Origin of the sequence: Streptomyces sp. NPDC050164 (assembly GCF_044459945.1) — a bacterium.
GTDB lineage: Bacteria > Actinomycetota > Actinomycetes > Streptomycetales > Streptomycetaceae > Streptomyces > Streptomyces coeruleorubidus_A.
In genome coordinates, this window is sequence record NZ_JBITJK010000001.1 from 89,963 (window position 1) to 107,440 (window position 17,478).

Sequence of the window (17,478 nt, forward strand, 5' to 3'; positions counted from 1 at the left end):
CTACCAGTTGATGCAGGTCTTCGGGACCCAGCCGTTCACCTTGTCGCCGCCGTAGTACCACATGTTGCTCTTCTTGCCGCAGGCGTTGTAGGACCCGCCCTTGTAGGCCTTGCCGTCGTTGCAGATCCCGCCCCGCTTGCCCTTGCCCCAGATGCCGAGGGCGGTGGCGCTCGTCTTCGGCGAGGTCCGGACCTTGACGGTCTCCTTGGCCTTGACGTTGACGATCGCCTTGCTGCAGTCCTTCGGCGGGGCCGCGGCGGCAGTGCCGGCGGCGGCGACGGTGCCGGTGAGGGCCGTGGCGAAGAGGGCCGCGGCAGTGGCCGCCGTTCCCAGCGACTTGAACCTCATGGTCTGTGTCCTCCCGTTTGGCGCGATGCCGTTTGCACATCGCGATCATCGCGAACTGTACAAGCGGCAGGGGGAGTTCAAGGGCGGGGGGTGTCCGCTGGAGGTTCGTACGTGTGGTGCGAAGTGGTCGCTGCGTGAGGGACGTCAGTAAGGGAAGGTCCAGGGTGCCGGCGGCCTGGGGCTGTACGGGAGCTTGGTCCAGCCGTTGGGGGTCACCTGGTAGAAGTCCCCGTTGTCGCCGTCCATCCGCGAGCTGCCGTGCACATGCACGATGTCCGCGTGGAGGCGGTAGTGGAATCCGCCCATCATGCCGACCACCCGGAAGAAGATCCGCACATCCAGACCCTCCGTCAGGGGGGACAGTGGTGGCAGCAGATGCTCGGTCTCGTCGAAACAGCTGCCGGTCCGCTCCCGCAGCATCGCGTGGAAGTGGCGCTCCAGCACATCGGCGGGGGAGGGGAGCTGCCGCACCGCGACCGGCTCCAAGAGCTCCAGCAGATGCGTGTGACCCCGCTCCCGCGCGATGTCCACGGGGCGCCGTCCGTCCCGGGTGCGCTGCGTGCGCCAGGCACCGTGCGCGATCAGCCGGGAGACGACGGCGATGTCGGCTCCGTGCCAGGCGGCCTGGTGCAGCGGGGCGAATCCGCTGCGGCTCCCGGGCCGGGGGAGATTGACCCACCCGGGATTCTTCCCGAGCTCCCCGGACACGCCGTCCCAGTCCGCGTCCCGGGCCAGGTCCGAGAACCGGTCCCGCTCCTTCAGGTACCAGTCCCCGTAGCGCTCGCGGTCGGTGAGGCCGTCCCATTCCATGCTGATCATGCTAGTCATCACCGGCGAGGCCATGGACGGCAGCGGGTGGCCTCGACCCTTCCGGAAAACACCGAGGCCTCGCCGTAGGGTGCTGCGCATGAGCATCATCGGGGTCGGGATCGACGTCGCCGAGATCGATCGGTTCGCGGCGTCGCTGGAACGTACGCCCGCGTTGGCCGGACGGCTGTTCGTGGAGCGGGAGTTGTTGCTGCCCAGTGGGGAGCGCCGGGGTGTCGCCTCGCTGGCCGCCCGGTTCGCCGCCAAGGAGGCCCTGGCCAAGGCGCTCGGGGCTCCGGCCGGGCTGCTCTGGACCGATGCCGAGGTGTGTGTCGAGGACAGTGGGCAGCCCTGGCTGCGGGTGACCGGGACCGTGGCGGCGCGGGCCGCCGAGCTGGGGGTGCGGTCCTGGCATGTGTCCCTCAGCCATGACGCGGGTGTCGCCTCGGCCGTTGTGATCGCGGAGGGATGACCCCGGGGGCCCGCGGGGTCTGGGATTCACCCGTGACCTTGCGTGAAAGCCCGGCGTTCACGCCGGGGATGCAACGCAACTCAGGACTGCTCTGCCCCGCGGGCTGGAGCGGACGTTTTTGCTGCTCGTGGATGTGATCTTTTGCCGCGAGCGGCCACGAGCTCGTGTGGTGTGGAACGACTGCCTGCGCGACCGCGAGGAAGCGCACGCGGCCGGGCTGCCGTATGTGAAGTCGGCCGAGCCGTCCCGGGTTCGCATCACCCACGCCAAGCGCACTGAGGAACGCGCCTGGCTCACCGACGTGTCAGCGGTCGTCCCGCTACAAACTCAGACGCCTCGGGCGGGAGCTGTCCCGCAAGGCCAAGGGTTCGAAGAACCGGGCCAAGGCCCGCATCAAGGTCGCACGCCGGCACGCGCGTGTGTTCGAAGGACGCCGTATCGTCGCCGTCGGACGGGCGGAGACACCAAACGCCTGTGGAGTTCCGGTAATACGGGCACACGTGCCCGCACAGCGCGGTGAAGCAGGAAGCCCTCGGAAGGGGCGGACGACCCAGGCCGGACTCCCTGGGCTCTGGGCCAAGGAGCACGTCAAGACATGGACCACAGGAGCGTGACCGTGCCGAAGAAGCCCGCGGCGCCGAGAATGGTGCCCGCCGTCGCGGTCCACATGCGGCCCGTGCCCCGGCGGGCGTAGTGGATGCCCATCACGCCGAACGTGATGGCCAGCGCGCCGGCTATCACCGTCCAGGGGATCAGGAACGCCCAGGTACCCACGGCGGAGAAGAGGCCGAGGACGAGTGCCGTGGGGCCGAGGGCGGTGGCGGGTGTGTCGGTTTCCATGGGTGTGGGTGATCCGGTCATGTGGTGGTCCCCCTTTTTGAACGAGTTCAAAATGTTCCTCGATAGTACCGCGTCGGAGAGGGTTTGGCATGATCACGGTGAAGGGCGTCGATCCTCGCGGTACGCGGCACTGCGAGACGTCGGCTCTGGGAGTGTTGCTGCGGCACCAAGGACTCGATCTGTCCGAGCCCATGCTCTTCGGCCTCGGGTCCGGCCTGTCCTTCATCTACTGGGACAGCAAGAACATGGACTTTCCCTTCCTCGGCGGGCGGGTCAAGCCCTTCGAGCTCACCAGGAGCCTGGCCGCCGGGCTGGGGCTGGAGCTCGCGGTTCAGGAGACCGGCTCCGCCCGTAAGGCCTGGGAGGACGTGGCGACCGCCATCGACGCCGGCCGTCCCGTCGGGCTGCAGCTCGACAGCTACCACCTGGACTACTTCACCTCGAAGGTGCACTTCGGCGGTCATGTCGTCGCCCTGTACGGCTACGACGAAAACGACGCCTACCTGGTGGACACCGACCAGCAGGGCGGAGCGGTGTCCACCAGCCTGGGCAGCCTCGCCCGGGCCAGGGCCGCGCGCGGACCGATGACCGCCAGGCACCGGTCGTTCACGCTCACCGCCGCGGGGCAGGTGCCCGACCCGCGGAGCCGGATCGTTCCCGCCATCACCGCCTGCGCCGACGCCTTCCTCGACCCGCCGATCGCCAACCTCGGCCACCGGGGCATCGAGAAGGCCGGCAAGCTGGTCCGCACGTGGCTCCGGCGCACCGACGACCCGCAGCGGGATCTGCCGCAGGCCGCGCGGCTGATGGAGCAGGCCGGCACCGGCGGCGCCCTGTTCCGCAACCTGTACCGCGACTTCCTCGCCGAGTGCGCCGAGTGGCTCGACAGCAGTCACTTGCGTACCGGGCACAGGCTGTACGCCGAAGCGGCCGGCTTGTGGACGGATGTCGCGGGGCTCATCGCGAACGCCGGTGAGTCGGGCGACGAGCAGTACCTCAGGCGGGCAGGCACCGTCCTCTGCGACATCGCGCGCATCGAACGCGATGCCATGGAGGCGCTGAGCCGCCTGCGCGGTGAAGCCCCCGCCGGGTGAGGGCGAGGGCTTCGCGGGCGGGCGTCAGCAGATCGACTGGCTGCTGTTCACCCGCGTGATGTTGCGGAACGTCGTGTTCTCGCCGCAGGGGCTCTCCCTGATGGCCGAGTTGGTGACCGTCAGGTTCTGGATGGTGATGTCCTTGTTGTTCGGGAAGTTCGAGCGGGCGGCCAGGCGCAGTTCGCCGCCGCCCGTGATCGTGCCGCTCTGGGCCGCGAGGTTGACGTTGTAGCAGTTCTCGATCAGGACCGAGTTGTTGCCGGTGTTGGAGAGCGTCACCTTGTTGATGACGGCCCCGCCGCTCTCCGAGACGCAGAACACCCCGCGTCCGCCGCCGCGTGCGATGACCTCGCCGACCCGGATGTTGGTCGGGTAGCCGCTGCCGACCCGGCCGTTGCGGTTGGCCATGCGGAAGGCCGCGTAGCCGGTGCCCGTGCCCGCGTTCTCCGCGTCCACCTTGGTGACGTTGGCGTTGATGGTCTGGTTGAGCAGCAGGCCGGACTCGCCCACGTTGCGGGCGGTGACCGTGCCGATGGTGATGCCGTCGACGCCGTAGGTCTCGACCGCGTGGCTGGACGCGCCGGAGACGTAGACGTTGTCGATGCGGACGTTGCGCGTCCACTGGCTGGTGTCGCCGCGGTTGTCGATGCGGACGCCCAGGCCGCGGGAGAGGCGCATGTCTATCTGGCCGAGCACGACGTTCTGGACGTTGCGCATGAAGATGCCGTAGAGCGGGGTGCCGGTGAGCTTGAGGTTCCGGACCTCCACGTCGCGGGTGCCGCGGGAGTAGACCGGCGCCTGGTCTCCGGAGCCGCTGCCGGTGACGTTGATGGTGCCGCAGACGTCGAGGACGGTGTAGCTCGGGAGCGAGATGCGTGAGCCCGCCGAGATGGAGCCCGAGCCGCGGACCACGACCCGTTCCTTCGACGTACGGCCGGACGTGAGGCTGTTGACGGCCGCCTGGACGGCGGCACGCATGTCGGTGCCGGTGTAGACGGTGCTGCCGCCGCGCCGGGCGGTCCAGTTGCTGCCGCTCTGCACGGCCTCGGCCCGGTAGGAGCCGTCGCCGCAGGCCGTCGCTCGCGTGGGGGCGGCGGTGGCGGGGGCGGTCAGGGTGCCGGCGGCGGTGAGGACGGCGGTGGCACCGGCGGCGGCGAGTAATGCGGCTCTGCGTCCCATGGGGGCCTCGGTTTCGTCGAACGTGGGGGGTGTGCAAGCGCTTTCTGCGCGGCCGGTGAGTCTGGCAAAGGGCAGGCAAAGCGTCAATGGATGCGACACGGTTCGGAGTTGCGCCAGATACGGGGGAGTGGTCGGGCGGTCGTACGGGAAACTCGACCGCATGCGTAGTGCGTACAGCGTGGAGACGGTCAGGACCGCCGAACGGGAGCTGATGGCGCGGCTGCCGGAGGGGGCGCTGATGCAACGGGCCGCCGCCGGACTCGCCGCGGCCTGCGCCGACCTGCTGGGGCGGGTGTACGGGAGCAGGGTCGTACTGCTGGTCGGGAGCGGGGACAACGGGGGTGACGCGTTGTACGCCGGGGCCCGGCTGGCCCGGCGGGGGGCCGGTGTCACGGCGGTGCTGCTCGCGCCGGAGCGGGCTCACGTCGGGGGGCTCGCGGCGCTGCGGCGGGCCGGGGGGCGGGTCGTGAGCGCCGGTGGTGGAGCCGAAGGTGGCAGTGGGATCGCGGGTGCGCCGGGCGTCGAGGAGTTGGTCGAGCGGGCGGATCTCGTCGTCGACGGCATCGTCGGGATCGGCGGGAAGGGCGGGCTGCGGCCGGACGCGGTGCCGCTGGCCGCCGCCGCCGAGCGGTCGCGGGGCGCCGTGGTCGCCGTCGATCTGCCGAGCGGGGTCGACGCCGACACCGGGGAGGTGCGCGGCGCCGCGGTCCGGGCCGATCTGACGGTGACGTTCGGGACGCACAAGCCGGGGCTGCTGATCGATCCCGCGCGGGAGTACGCGGGGTCGGTGCGGCTGGTCGACATCGGTCTTGAGCTGCCGGTCGAGCCGGAGCTGGAGGCGTTGCAGCACGCGGACGTGGCGCGGTTGCTGCCGGTGCCGCGGGCCGAGAGCGACAAGTACCGGCGGGGTGTCGTCGGCATCGCCGCCGGGTCCGCGCGCTACCCCGGGGCCGCCGTGCTCGCCGTCGCCGGGGCGCTGCGGGGCGGGGCCGGGGCCGTGCGGTACGTCGGGCCGGCCGGGGACGCCGTGATCGCGCGGTTCCCCGAGACGCTCGTGTCGGACCAGGGGCCGAAGCATGCCGGGCGTGTGCAGGCGTGGGTCGTCGGGCCGGGGGCCGGGGACGACGCGGCGACGGTGGGGGAGGTGCTGGCGGCGGATGTCCCGGTGCTGGTCGACGCGGACGGGTTGCGGCTGGCCGAGGCCGGGGTCGTACGGGCGCGGCGGGCGCCGACGCTGATGACGCCGCATGCCGGGGAGGCGGCGGCGCTGCTCGGGGTCGACCGGGGGGAGGTCGAAGGCGGGCGGCTGGCGGCGGTGCGGGAGCTGGCCGGGCGGTACGGGGCGACCGTGCTGCTGAAGGGGTCCACGACGTTGGTCGCCGACTCGGGGGGCGGAGTGTTGCGGGTGAATCCGACGGGGACGTCCTGGCTGGCCACGGCGGGGAGCGGGGACGTGCTGTCGGGGCTGGCGGGGTCGTTGCTGGCGGCGGGGCTTTCGGCGGTGGACGCGGGGAGTGTGGGGGCGTATGTGCACGGGCTGGCCGGGAGGCTGGCGGCGGACGGGGCGCCGGTGGGGGCGCATGACGTGGCAGAGGCCGTTCCGGAGGCTTGGCGGAATGTTCTGGGCTGAGTGAGCGGATGTTCTCGGCCGAGTGAGGGAGAGGGTGGGGGTGCCGTGGGGATGGGTCGCCCCCTCCTCCCCTTCCCGTCCCGAGTCTTGGGGCTGCCGTCCCCGGGCCCCCGCTTCGGCCTGGACGGCCTCGCCCTCAAACGCCGGACGGGCTGTCAGTGGCTGAGGCCGCCGTCAGGTGCGGGCCGTCCGGGGGATCCGGCCGCGCGGCAACCCGGGGCCGCCCCACCACCCCCGTTTCTCTGATCACATGACCAGCAGACGTATCGCCGGGCGCGCCCTCGCCCTCCTGCTCGCCGCTGTCACCGCCCTGCCCGTCGGTGTCGCCGGTGCCGCTCCCGTACCGCCCGCTCCGGGGCCCCTGGGCGAGCTGGTGCCGGGGGTCGCTCCGGGGCCCGCGCAGCCCTGGTCCGTCGACACGCCCGACCAGGCGCTGCCGCCGGTGGTGTACAAGCCGTCCGCCGAGGAGGAGGCCGTCGAGCCGCGCAGGGCGGTGGAGGGGACGTACGCGCTCGTCGAGTACGTGCCGTTGGGGGATGCGGTCGCGCGGGTGAGCTGTACCGGCAAGACCGGGCCGTACCAGCGGCAGGTCGAGCGGTGGCTGGGGCTGAGGGTGGACGGGAAGCAGTCGGCGGCGGACTGCCGGGCCGTCCGGGCGTTCCAGGTGAGGCAGGGGATCAAGCCGGCCATCGGGTTCGCCGGGCCCGTGACGTGGGGCCGGATGCGGTATCTGTCGGCGCGCCGGAACCCCAATGCCGCCGGCCGCTGCCCGGTGCGGAGCTACCCCGTGGCGTGTGTGGATCTCAGCCGGCAGCTGACCTGGGTGCAGAAGGGGCGGAAGGTGGTGTTCGGGGCGGTGCCGATCCGCAGCGGGCGGGCCGGGTACCGGACCCGGGCCGGGTGGCACAAGGTCTACTGGCGGCACAAGAACCACTGGTCGACGCTGTACAACACGCCCATGCCGTACTCCCAGTTCTTCAGCGGCGGGCAGGCCTTCCACGGCGTCTACGGCAGTCTCAACACCGCCGTCGGCTCCATGGGCTGCGTCAATCTGTCCGTCCCCGACGCGCGGAGGCTGTGGAGCGTGCTGAAGAAGGGGGACCGCGTGTTCGTGTGGGGGCGCCGGCCCGGGACCTAGCCGGGCCGCCGGCGCGGGACGCAGCCGAGCCGGCGGCGGGGGCCGCTGCCTCGGGCGTGTCGGGCCCCTCTGAGACACTGGGCGCGATGAGCGAGAGAACAGCCCTGCGGACCGCGTCGCCGCTGCGCGCCCGTGCGGAGATCGACCTGGCCGCCCTGCGGGCCAATGTGCGGGCGCTGCGTGCCCACGCGCCGGGTGCGGCCCTGATGGCCGTGGTGAAGTCCGAGGCGTACGGCCACGGGGCTGTGCCGTGTGCCCGCGCGGCCGTCGCCGCGGGGGCGGACTGGCTGGGCACGGCGACGCCCGAGGAGGCCCTCGCCCTGCGGGCCGCCGGGCTGCCGGGCCGCATCATGTGCTGGCTGTGGACGCCCGGCGGACCCTGGCGCGAGGCCATCGAGGCGGACCTCGACGTGTCCGTCAGCGGGATGTGGGCCCTGGCGGAGGTCACCGAGGCGGCCCGGCTCGCCGGGCGGCCCGCGCGGGTGCAGCTCAAGGCCGACACCGGGCTCGGGCGGGGCGGCTGCCAGCCCGGGGACGACTGGGCCGAGCTGGTCCGGGAGGCCCTGCGCGCCGAGGCCGAGGGGCTCGTGCGGGTCACGGGACTGTGGTCGCACTTCGCCTGTGCCGACGAGCCCGGCCATCCCTCCATCGCCGCCCAGCTCGGCCGCTTCCGGGAGATGGTCGCGTACGCCGAGGAGCAGGGCGCCCGCCCCGAGGTGCGGCACATCGCCAACTCGCCGGCCACGCTCACGCTCCCCGAGAGCCATTTCGACCTGGTCCGGACCGGCATCGCCACGTACGGCATCTCGCCCAGCCCCGAGCTCGGCACCCCGGCCGACTTCGGGCTGCGCCCGGTGATGACGCTGTCCGCCTCACTCGCCCTGGTCAAGCACGTGCAGGGCGGGCACGGCGTCAGCTACGGACACCGGTATGTGACGCCCGGCGAGACCACCCTCGGCCTCGTCCCGCTGGGCTACGCCGACGGCATCCCGCGGCACGCCTCCTCGGCCGGGCCGGTCCTGGTCGAGGGCAAGTGGCGCACGATCGCGGGGCGGGTCGCCATGGACCAGTTCGTGGTCGACCTGGGCGGCGACGAGCCCGCGCCGGGCGCCGAGGCGGTGCTCTTCGGGCCCGGGGACCGCGGCGAGCCCACCGCCGAGGACTGGGCCCAGGCGGCCGGAACCATCGCCTACGAGATCGTGACCCGGATCGGAACGCGCGTTCCTCGCGTCTATGTGAATGACGAACAGGACGGGTAACTCGCACCGAGGACCGGTCACGCGAAGAACGACGGGCACCCTCGCAGCACCAGCACCAGCACCAGCACCAGCACCAGACCAGCATCGGCAACAGCACCCCGGCGAAGAGGAGTAGTACGTGAGCGAGAGCAGTGCGGAGGTCGTCGCGAACGCCGCCACCGCGGCCGTCGCGGCCTCCGCCGCGGGGGCGGCGGGGGGCTGGCGCCGGGCGACCGGCATCGCCGGTGTCGCGATAGGCGTGATGGCCGCGGGCGCGGCCGCCGGTGTCGCCCTGGAGCGGATGACGGTCGGCCGGGGCATGCGCCAGAAGGCCCGGCTCGCCCTCGACTCCGCGGGACCCTACGGCTCGCTGCGCGGCATGCCGGGCAAGGCGTTCTCCGACGACGGTACGGAGCTGTACTACGAGGTCGACGAGCTCGACCCGGAGGCCGCCCCGGCCGCCCTCGGCCCGCGCCGCCGGCGGCTCTTCGGCCGCAAGGCCCCCGCCCCCGTCACCGTCGTCTTCAGCCACGGCTACTGCCTCAACCAGGACTCCTGGCACTTCCAGCGGGCGGCGCTCAGAGGCGTCGTACGGACCGTCCACTGGGACCAGCGCAGCCACGGCCGGTCCGGGCGGGGCGTGGCCCAGGGGCGGGACGAGCCGGTCACCATCGAGCAGCTGGGCCGCGACCTGAAGGCCGTCATCGACGCGGCCGCGCCCGAGGGGCCGATCGTGCTGGTCGGGCACTCGATGGGCGGCATGACGGTGATGGCGCTGGCCGACCAGTACCCCGAGCTGGTCCGGGAGCGGGTCGTCGGGGTGGCCTTCGTGGGGACGTCGTCGGGGCGGCTCGGCGAGGTCAACTACGGGCTTCCGGTGGCCGGCGTCAACGCGGTGCGGCGGGTGCTGCCCGGCGTGCTGAAGGCGATGGGGCAGCGGGCCGACCTGGTGGAGAAGGGGCGCCGGGCCACCGCGGACCTGTTCGCCGGGATCATCAAGCGGTACTCGTTCGCGTCCCGGGACGTCGACCCGGCCGTCGCCCGGTTCGCCGAGCGGATGATCGAGGGCACGCCCATCGACGTGGTCGCCGAGTACTACCCGGCGTTCAACGACCACGACAAGACAGAGGCGCTGGTGCACTTCGCGGACGTGCCGGTGCTCGTCCTGGCCGGGGTGCAGGATCTGGTCACGCCCAGTGAGCACAGCGAGGCCATCGCCGATCTGCTGCCGGACGCCGAGCTGGTGCTGGTGCCGGACGCGGGGCACCTGGTGATGCTGGAACACCCGGAAGTGGTCACCGACCGCCTCGCCGACCTGCTCACCCGCACGGGTGCCGTGCCCGCAGGAGCTACCGTGAAGGGTTATGGAAGCACCAGCAGCACCGCACAACCCGGCTGAGTCGGGATCGGTCCAGATCGTCGTCACGTCCCCCGAGCAGATGCGGGAGTTGGGCCGCCGGCTCGCGAAACTGCTGCGCGCGGGTGATCTGGTGATGCTCAGCGGAGAGCTCGGGGCGGGCAAGACGACACTGACGCGTGGGCTGGGCGAGGGGCTCGGCGTACGCGGGGCCGTCACCTCGCCGACGTTTGTGATCGCCCGCGTGCATCCGTCGCTGGGTGACGGGCCGCCGCTGGTCCATGTCGACGCCTACCGGCTGTCCGGCGGGCTGGACGAGATGGAGGACCTGGATCTCGACGTCTCGCTGCCCGAGTCCGTGGTGGTCGTGGAGTGGGGCGAGGGCAAGGTCGAGGAGCTGACCGAGGAGCGGCTCCAGGTGGTCATCCACCGGGCGGTGGGCGACACGAGCGACGAGGTCCGGCGGATGACGATCACCGGTCTGGGGGAACGCTGGGCGTCGGCGGACCTGAGCGTGCTCGCGGCGTAGCTCCCGCAGCGTGGTGTTTTGATGAACGTTCCGACAAGGCGTCGGCAAGATGTTGCGTTCGGTGTCTTGTGCGTGGTCACATGGTATCCAGTCCGTAGTTAGGTGTGCCTAACTACGTCCGCCCCGCCTTCGGGAGGCGTCCATGTCGGCTACAGAGAGCAAGGGGCAGCCGCTGCCGTTCGCGGTCGCCGGGGTGTCCATGCGTGACCTGCTGGCGGCGGGCGAGGCGGCGGCGCTGATCTCCACGCCACCGCGCCCTCCGGAGCTCGCCGAGCCGACCGAGCGGGCAGCGGACCACCGCGAAGCGGCCTAGGGTCTGTCGTTTGGATCAGGTCGCAGACGCGGGGTCTGGCACGCGCATCTGCGGCGTTGTCGTCGGTTGCCGATTCCCCCACGCTCGGCTTCGCTCGCGCGGGCGGTGCCCCCATCGCATCGCCGCCCTCCTCCGCCTTGCAGCTGCACGCACCAGACCCCGCTCACCGGCGCTGAAGAGATGCCGTCGATTCCCTGCGACCTGATCCAAACGACAGACCCTAGGCCTGAACCGGACGGCACCCGCTAGCGGACGACCACGACCTTGCGGCCGATCGTCGCGAACGTCCACATCGCCTCGCCGTCCTCGCGTGACTCGCGGATGCCGCCCGTGCGTACCTTCGGGGCCGGTGCGGCGGTCGAGTCGTCCACGGCCGCGCTGAAGCCGATCACCACGTCGTCCACGCTGGTGAAGCGCACGACGTGCTCGACGGGGACGCCGTCGGAGCCGGTGACGGCGTTCGAGCGGGACGTGACCGAGTAGCTGCCCGGGGCGGGGTCCACCGTGCTCGGGTGAACCTCGAATGTGCGGGTGACCGTCTCGTCCTCGCCGACCAGCCACACCCGGTCGCCGCGCAGGGAGTACACGACCCGCGCGCCCTTGCCGGACCCGCCGGGCAGCGCGGCGGGCTCCTTCCTGGCCCGGGGCGGCGCCTTGGAGACGCCGACCACCGGCGCGACGCCCGTCTGCGTCCGGCCGAGGCCGGGCGGAAGGGCCTGTGACGCCTGGTGGGCGAGGTAGCCGACCGTCGCGAGGGCCGCGGCGGTGAGCCCGGCCACGATCCCCGAGCTGCTGACTGCCACCGGCGCCCACCTCCGCGTCGTACGTCCCTGTCGTGCACGGTGCGCATACCGCGCCGTGACGGTAGGTGACGGTAGCAGCAGGTGACGGCCCGACAGGTGCGGCCGTGCCGGGCCCCGGGTCCCGTGTCGGACCTCCCGCCCGCCCCGCGACGCCCGGCACGCGTCCCCCGGGTTCCCGGCTGCGATCGCACGCCCCCAAGCTCTCGGCTTCGCCCGAGCCGGGGCACCCCATGACGCCGCGGGGCCCGTCCTGCGGACGACGGCGCGGCCGTGCCGGGCCCCGGGGAGCCGTAGGCTGTTTGCGTGCTCTTGCTCGCTCTGGATACCGCCACACCCGCCGTCACCGTCGCGCTGCACGACGGCCGGGACGTCATCGCCTCGTCGAGTCAGGTGGACGCGCGCCGGCACGGGGAACTGTTGCTGCCCGCGATCGACCGGGTGCTCGCCGAGGCCGGTCTGAAGCTCGACGCCGTCACCGAGGTCGTCGCCGGCATCGGGCCGGGCCCGTACACCGGGCTGCGCGTCGGTCTGATGACCGCCGAGACCTTCGGGCTCGTGCTCGGCGTCCCCGTGCACGGCGTGTGCACGCTGGACGGCCTCGCCTACGCCGCCGACCTTCAGGGCCCGTTCGTCGTGGCGACCGACGCCCGCCGCAAGGAGGTGTACTGGGCGCGCTACGCCGACTCCCGCACCCGCGTCACGGACCCGGCCGTCGACCGGCCCGCCGACATCGCCGAGCGGGTCGAGGGGCTGCCCGCGGTCGGCGCGGGCGCGCTGCTGTACCCGGACACCTTCCCCCGGGCGCACGAGCCCGAGCACGTGTCGGCCGCGGCGATCGCCCGGCTGGCCGCTGAGAAGCTGGCGGCGGGCGAGGAACTCCCCGCGCCCCGGCCCCTGTATCTGCGTCGCCCCGACGCCCAGGTCCCCAAGAACTACAAGGTGGTCACCCCCAAGTGACCAAGGCCGAGACGTGTGTGCTGCGCGAGATGCGCTGGTGGGACATCGACCGCGTGCTGGAGCTTGAGCGGGACCTGTTCCCCGACGACGCCTGGTCGCGGGGCATGTTCTGGTCCGAGCTGGCCCATGCGCGCGGTCCGGAGGCGAGCCGGAAGTACCTCGTGGCCGAGGCGGGGGAGCGGATCGTCGGGTACGCCGGTGTCGCCTCCTCCGGCGAGCAGGCCGACATCCAGACCATCGCCGTCACCCGCGAGTACTGGGGCACGGGGCTGGGCGGCCGTCTCCTCACCGAACTGCTGCGGGCCGCGACCGCCTTCGAGTGCGCCGAGGTGATGCTGGAGTGCCGGGTGGACAACGTCCGCGCGCAGAAGCTGTACGAGCGCTTCGGCTTCGAGGCCATCGGCTTCAGGCGCGGCTACTACCAGCCGGGGAACGTCGACGCCCTGGTGATGCGACTGACCACGAAACCCGACAGCGGCTCCGCCGCGGGTTCGACTTCCGTACAAGGAACCCAGATCAATGACTGACTCACGCGACGAGCCTCTCGTTCTCGGCATCGAGACCTCCTGTGACGAGACCGGCGTCGGCATCGTCCGCGGCACGACCCTGCTCGCCGACGCCATCGCCTCCAGCGTCGACGAGCACGCCCGGTTCGGCGGTGTCGTGCCCGAGGTCGCCTCCCGGGCGCATCTGGAGGCGATGGTCCCCACCATCGACCGCGCGCTGAAGGAGGCGGGAGTCAGTGCCCGCGACCTCGACGGCATCGCCGTCACCGCCGGTCCCGGCCTCGCCGGTGCCCTGCTGGTCGGCGTCTCGGCGGCGAAGGCGTACGCGTACGCGCTCGGCAAGCCCCTGTACGGCGTCAACCACCTCGCCTCGCACATCTGCGTCGACCAGCTGGAGCACGGCGCGCTGCCCGAGCCGACCATGGCGCTGCTGGTGTCCGGCGGCCACTCCTCGCTGCTGCTGTCCTCGGACATCACCTCCGACGTCCGCCCGATGGGCGCGACCATCGACGACGCGGCCGGCGAGGCCTTCGACAAGATCGCCCGCGTGCTGAACCTGGGTTTCCCGGGCGGCCCGGTCATCGACCGCTACGCACGCGAGGGCGACCCGGACGCGATCGCCTTCCCGCGCGGCCTGACCGGTCCGCGCGATCCGGCCTACGACTTCTCCTTCTCCGGGCTGAAGACGGCCGTGGCGCGCTGGATCGAGGCCAAGCGGGCGGCGGGGGAGGAGGTCCCGGTGCGGGACGTGGCGGCCTCCTTCCAGGAGGCGGTCGTGGACGTGCTGACCCGCAAGGCCGTCCGGGCCTGCAAGGACGAGGGCGTCGACCACCTGATGATCGGCGGCGGTGTGGCCGCCAACTCCCGGCTGCGCGCCCTGGCCCAGGAGCGCTGCGAGGCGGCCGGGATCCGGCTGCGGGTGCCGCGGCCCAAGCTGTGCACGGACAACGGGGCGATGGTCGCCGCGCTCGGCGCCGAGATGGTGGCCCGGAACCGGTCCGCGTCGAGCTGGGACCTGCCGGCGGACTCCTCGCTGCCGGTGACGGAGCCGCACGTGCCGGGTCACCGGCACGGCCACGACCATGTGCACGAGATCAGCAAGGAGAACCTCTACTCGTGACGGTCGCCCTGATGTGGGAGGCGCGGGCGGTGCCCGGCCGGGGCGAGGACCTGCTGGCCTGGGCCCGGGCGCAGGAGCTGCCCCGTGCACCCCTGCGCCGGGAGACTCTGCGCGCTCCCCAGGACCGGGTCCTGGTCATCACCTGGTGGGACGCCCCGTACGACGCCGAGCTGCCGGAACTTCCCGAGCCGGACGGGGAGTTGGTCACGCGGGCCGTTCACCGGTGGCGGTTCGAGTCGGTGGGCGCCGGCTGACCGAGAGCTCCCAGGGCCTGCTGCCGACGTGACCCCGCCACAGCAGCAGGCCGTTGCGGCGCTCCCAGTGGGCGACCAGCGCGGCCTGGCCCAGCCAGTCCAGGGCCGACCACAGGGCGATCCCGATCACCCATGGCTCCCAGAACACGGAGATGGGCAGGACGAACAGGAGAAACAGGACGAGGACGGGCCAGTTGAACCAGCCGTCGCGCAGGGAGGAGTCGGCGGGCACGACCGTGCCGGTGTCCTCGACGGGGACGGCCCTGTCGTAGTCCCGTACCCAGCTGAACCCTCTGAGCCTGGTCCCCTTCAGGAAGGTCCACACCGCGGCGAAGGCCAGCAAACCGGCGAGGTACAGGGCCACTTTGCCGGGCTCCTGCGGGGCGAAACCGTGGGCGAGGCCCGCCCCCGTCACGGACACGGCGACGACGGCGAGCACCGAGAAGACGGCCCGCAACTCGTGGTGAAGCAACCTGTCCAACGCGTTCCCCCGATCACTCCCCGCGCGGAGGTCACCCCACCTCCGACACCTCCGTCCCACACCGCAGCATCCGATCGGCGTCGGGGACCCGTACCGGGCCCGTGAGGGTGAGGTGTGTCGTGTGGCGTACGTCTGCGCTGGACGCCGCCAAACGTAGTTCCAGGACGCCCGGTTCGACCACCCTGCGTCCTGAACGGTCGGTGAACGCCGAGAGGTCCGTGTGGAACCGGAACGTCACCCGGCTCGCCTCGCCCGGCGCCAGTTCCACGCGCTGGTAGCCGATCAGCCGCACGTCGGGCCGGGTCACCGACGCCACCGGGTCGTGCAGATACAGCTGCACGACCTCCGCGCCCTCGCGGTCGCCCGTGTTGCGGACGGTCACCGAGACGTCGTACGTCCCGTCCGTGCCGATCTGCGCCGGCTCCTCGCCGCCCGTGCCGTCCTCCCACGCGAACGTCGTGTACGAGCGGCCGTGCCCGAAGGCGTACAGCGGGGTCGGGTCGAGGTTGCTGACCTCGCCCGCGAGGCCGAGGGGCGGCTGGAGGTACGTCCAGGGCTGGCCGCCGGGGGCCTGCGGGACGCTCACGGGCAGGCGGCCCGAGGGGTTCACGCGGCCCGACAGCACTCCCGCCACCGCCGGGCCGCCCTCCTCCCCCGGGAAGAACGCCTGGACGACCGCGCCCAGGCGGCCGTGCCAGCGGCCGAGAGCGTAGGGACGGCCGGTCAGCAGCACCAGCACCACGGGGACGCCCGTGGCGACCAGCGCGTCCAGCAGCTCGCCCTGGGCGCCCGGCAGGGCGAGGTCGCTCGCGTCGCAGCCCTCGCCCGAGGTGCCGCGGCCGAACAGGCCGGCCCGGTCGCCGAGGACGGCCACGCAGACGTCCGCCTCGGCGGCGCGGGCGACGGCCTCCTCGAAGCCGGAGGTGTCCGGGTCCGTCACGTCGCAGCCCTGCGCGAACGTCACCTTGGCGTCGGGGAGTTCGGTGCGCAGGGCGTCGAGGACCGTCGGGATGTCGATGCCGGTCGGGACACCGGGGTGGTGGGTGAGGACGTGGGAGGGGAAGGAGTAGCAGCCCAGCATGGCCAGGGCGTCGGCCGCCCGGGGGCCGATCACCGCGATCCGGGTGTCGGGGGCCAGCGGGAGCAGGCCGTCGGGGTTGTCGAGCAGGACGACGGACTCCTCGGCCAGGCGGCGGGCCAGGATCCGGTTGCTCGTCGAGTCGAGGTCGACCGGGGCGGTCGGCTCGGGGGTCCAGTCCTCGTCCAGCAGGCCCAGTTCGCACTTCTGGAGCAGGACGCGGCGGGCCGCGCGGTCCACGAGCTCCTCGGGGATCTCGCCCGAGCGGACCGCGTCCACCAGCGGATCGCCGTAGCACTTCAGGCTCGGCAGTTCGACGTCGATGCCGGCCACCAGGGCCGCGTGGGCCGCCTCGGCCGGGGTGCCGGCGATCCGGTGGAGGGTCTGGAGGAAGCCGATGCCGAAGTAGTCCGCGACGACCGTGCCGGTGAAGCCCCACTCCTCGCGCAGGAGTCCGGTCAGCAGCTCGGGGTCCGCCGAGGCCGGGACGCCGTCCCGCTCCGTGTACGCGGCCATCACCGAACGGGCCCCGCCCTCGCGCAGCGCCATCTCGAAGGGCGGGAGCGTGACGTCCGCGAACTCGCGGACGCCGGCCCGTACGGGGGCCAGGTTGCGGGCGCCGGCCGAGGAGGCGTACCCGGCGAAGTGCTTCAGCGTGGCGACGACCCCGGCCGACTCCAGGCCCCGCACATAGGCCGTGCCGAGGGTGCCGACCAGGTACGGGTCCTCGCCGATCGTCTCCTCCACGCGGCCCCAGCGCGGATCGCGTACGACGTCCAGGACGGGCGCGAGGCCCTGGTGGACGCCGGCCGAGCGCAGGTCGTCGCCGATGCGGCGGGCCATCTCCTCGACCAGCGGGGGGTCCCAGGTCGCTCCCCAGGCCAGCGGGACCGGGTAGGCCGTGGCCTGCCAGGCGGTGAAGCCGGCCAGGCACTCCTCGTGCGCGATCGCCGGGATGCCGAAGCGGCCGGCCTCGGTGATACGGCGCTGGGCGCGGGCCAGTGCCTGCGCGCCGAGCGCCGGGTCCACGGGGGCGGTGCCGAAGGAGCGCGTGAGCTGGCCCAGGCCGCGGGTGATCAGCTCGTCCCACTCGTAGTCCACGGTCATGTCGTGCTGGTGCGGAGCGACTCCGTCGCCGTCCGTCGCGGCGCCCACCCACACGCCGTACAGCTGGGCGGTCTTCTCCTCCAGGGTCATCCGGGAGAGCAGGTCGTCGACGCGGGCGGTGGCGGGCAGGGCGGGGTCACGCCAGGGCGCGGTGGTCATGAAGCTCCTGTCGGGTGGACGGACGGCCCTCTCACGAACGGTGCTCACGAGCGTCTTTCACGCCCGCT

At 72.6% G+C, this 17,478-nt stretch carries 19 protein-coding genes; 12 read left to right on the forward strand and 7 right to left on the reverse strand.

The annotated features are described in order from the left end of the window. Both ACIBNA_RS00520 and ACIBNA_RS00525 read right to left on the reverse strand, forming a co-directional pair. Nucleotides 1-348 (reverse strand): hypothetical protein, encoded by a 348-nt coding sequence (locus ACIBNA_RS00520; protein WP_399163084.1) that lies wholly within the window; start codon nucleotides 346-348, stop codon nucleotides 1-3. Between the two features lie 144 nt (nucleotides 349-492). Continuing rightward, complete coding sequence (locus ACIBNA_RS00525; RefSeq protein ID WP_399163085.1) at nucleotides 493-1,167, reverse strand: ankyrin repeat domain-containing protein; 675 nt, start codon at nucleotides 1,165-1,167, stop codon at nucleotides 493-495. 88 nt (nucleotides 1,168-1,255) lie between these two features. On the opposite strand from ACIBNA_RS00525, the gene ACIBNA_RS00530 reads away from it, so the two are divergent. Continuing rightward, on the forward strand, nucleotides 1,256-1,627 hold the full coding sequence (locus ACIBNA_RS00530; RefSeq protein WP_086601633.1) for a holo-ACP synthase: 372 nt from the start codon (nucleotides 1,256-1,258) through the stop codon (nucleotides 1,625-1,627). Between the two features lie 588 nt (nucleotides 1,628-2,215). Here ACIBNA_RS00530 and ACIBNA_RS00535 read toward each other — a convergent pair. Next, nucleotides 2,216-2,488 carry a hypothetical protein gene (locus tag ACIBNA_RS00535; RefSeq protein WP_399163086.1) on the reverse strand — a complete coding sequence of 91 codons (273 nt, stop codon included), beginning with the start codon at nucleotides 2,486-2,488 and terminating at the stop codon, nucleotides 2,216-2,218. Between the two features lie 68 nt (nucleotides 2,489-2,556). Between ACIBNA_RS00535 and ACIBNA_RS00540 the strand changes: the two genes are divergently transcribed. Further along, nucleotides 2,557-3,561: a BtrH N-terminal domain-containing protein gene (locus ACIBNA_RS00540; RefSeq protein ID WP_399163087.1), complete on the forward strand. Its 1,005-nt coding sequence runs from the start codon at nucleotides 2,557-2,559 to the stop codon at nucleotides 3,559-3,561. 24 nt (nucleotides 3,562-3,585) lie between these two features. Here ACIBNA_RS00540 and ACIBNA_RS00545 read toward each other — a convergent pair whose 3' ends face one another. Continuing rightward, on the reverse strand, nucleotides 3,586-4,740 hold the full coding sequence (locus ACIBNA_RS00545; RefSeq protein WP_399163088.1) for a hypothetical protein: 1,155 nt from the start codon (nucleotides 4,738-4,740) through the stop codon (nucleotides 3,586-3,588). Between the two features lie 160 nt (nucleotides 4,741-4,900). Here ACIBNA_RS00545 and ACIBNA_RS00550 point away from each other — a divergent pair, with 160 nt between their 5' ends. The 6 genes from ACIBNA_RS00550 (at nucleotide 4,901) to ACIBNA_RS00575 (ending at nucleotide 10,945) form a co-directional block, all read left to right on the forward strand. Next, nucleotides 4,901-6,370, forward strand: coding sequence for an NAD(P)H-hydrate dehydratase (locus ACIBNA_RS00550; RefSeq protein ID WP_399163089.1), 1,470 nt, complete (start codon nucleotides 4,901-4,903; stop codon nucleotides 6,368-6,370). Between the two features lie 250 nt (nucleotides 6,371-6,620). Continuing rightward, nucleotides 6,621-7,508, forward strand: coding sequence for a L,D-transpeptidase family protein (locus ACIBNA_RS00555; RefSeq protein ID WP_399163090.1), 888 nt, complete (start codon nucleotides 6,621-6,623; stop codon nucleotides 7,506-7,508). 86 nt (nucleotides 7,509-7,594) lie between these two features. After that, nucleotides 7,595-8,767 (forward strand): alanine racemase, encoded by a 1,173-nt coding sequence (alr, locus tag ACIBNA_RS00560; protein WP_399163091.1) that lies wholly within the window; start codon nucleotides 7,595-7,597, stop codon nucleotides 8,765-8,767. Between the two features lie 118 nt (nucleotides 8,768-8,885). After that, nucleotides 8,886-10,145: an alpha/beta fold hydrolase gene (locus ACIBNA_RS00565; RefSeq protein WP_399163092.1), complete on the forward strand. Its 1,260-nt coding sequence runs from the start codon at nucleotides 8,886-8,888 to the stop codon at nucleotides 10,143-10,145. Then, complete coding sequence (gene tsaE / locus ACIBNA_RS00570; RefSeq protein WP_274818536.1) at nucleotides 10,111-10,632, forward strand: tRNA (adenosine(37)-N6)-threonylcarbamoyltransferase complex ATPase subunit type 1 TsaE; 522 nt, start codon at nucleotides 10,111-10,113, stop codon at nucleotides 10,630-10,632. The genes ACIBNA_RS00565 and tsaE overlap by 35 nt, the downstream gene beginning before the upstream one ends. 142 nt (nucleotides 10,633-10,774) lie before the next feature. Continuing rightward, nucleotides 10,775-10,945, forward strand: coding sequence for a hypothetical protein (locus ACIBNA_RS00575; RefSeq protein ID WP_399163093.1), 171 nt, complete (start codon nucleotides 10,775-10,777; stop codon nucleotides 10,943-10,945). 245 nt (nucleotides 10,946-11,190) lie between these two features. Here the strand turns inward: ACIBNA_RS00575 and ACIBNA_RS00580 are convergent, their stop codons facing one another. Then, complete coding sequence (locus tag ACIBNA_RS00580; RefSeq protein ID WP_399163094.1) at nucleotides 11,191-11,748, reverse strand: hypothetical protein; 558 nt, start codon at nucleotides 11,746-11,748, stop codon at nucleotides 11,191-11,193. Between the two features lie 303 nt (nucleotides 11,749-12,051). Between ACIBNA_RS00580 and tsaB the strand changes: the two genes are divergently transcribed. Genes tsaB through ACIBNA_RS00600 form a run of 4 tightly spaced genes read left to right on the forward strand, consistent with a single transcriptional unit; the run spans nucleotide 12,052 to nucleotide 14,585 of the window. Continuing rightward, the gene (gene tsaB / locus ACIBNA_RS00585) at nucleotides 12,052-12,705 is read left to right on the forward strand and encodes a tRNA (adenosine(37)-N6)-threonylcarbamoyltransferase complex dimerization subunit type 1 TsaB (RefSeq protein WP_399163095.1); all 654 of its coding nucleotides are present in this window, start codon (nucleotides 12,052-12,054) and stop codon (nucleotides 12,703-12,705) included. A 29-nt stretch (nucleotides 12,706-12,734) separates the two neighbouring features. Continuing rightward, the gene (gene rimI, locus ACIBNA_RS00590; RefSeq protein WP_399163477.1) at nucleotides 12,735-13,232 is read left to right on the forward strand and encodes a ribosomal protein S18-alanine N-acetyltransferase; all 498 of its coding nucleotides are present in this window, start codon (nucleotides 12,735-12,737) and stop codon (nucleotides 13,230-13,232) included. Then, entirely contained in the window at nucleotides 13,225-14,331 is a 1,107-nt protein-coding gene (tsaD, locus tag ACIBNA_RS00595; RefSeq protein ID WP_399163096.1) for a tRNA (adenosine(37)-N6)-threonylcarbamoyltransferase complex transferase subunit TsaD, read from the forward strand. The genes rimI and tsaD overlap by 8 nt, the downstream gene beginning before the upstream one ends. Then, complete coding sequence (locus ACIBNA_RS00600) at nucleotides 14,328-14,585, forward strand: hypothetical protein (RefSeq protein ID WP_399163097.1); 258 nt, start codon at nucleotides 14,328-14,330, stop codon at nucleotides 14,583-14,585. The genes tsaD and ACIBNA_RS00600 overlap by 4 nt, the downstream gene beginning before the upstream one ends. Here the strand turns inward: ACIBNA_RS00600 and ACIBNA_RS00605 are convergent. Both ACIBNA_RS00605 and ACIBNA_RS00610 read right to left on the reverse strand, forming a co-directional pair. Next, nucleotides 14,536-15,066: a hypothetical protein gene (locus ACIBNA_RS00605; RefSeq protein ID WP_399163098.1), complete on the reverse strand. Its 531-nt coding sequence runs from the start codon at nucleotides 15,064-15,066 to the stop codon at nucleotides 14,536-14,538. The genes ACIBNA_RS00600 and ACIBNA_RS00605 overlap by 50 nt on opposite strands. Before the next feature lie 31 nt (nucleotides 15,067-15,097). Further along, nucleotides 15,098-17,410 carry a glycoside hydrolase family 3 N-terminal domain-containing protein gene (locus ACIBNA_RS00610; RefSeq protein WP_399163099.1) on the reverse strand — a complete coding sequence of 771 codons (2,313 nt, stop codon included), beginning with the start codon at nucleotides 17,408-17,410 and terminating at the stop codon, nucleotides 15,098-15,100. Nucleotides 17,411-17,478: the final 68 nt, after the last annotated feature.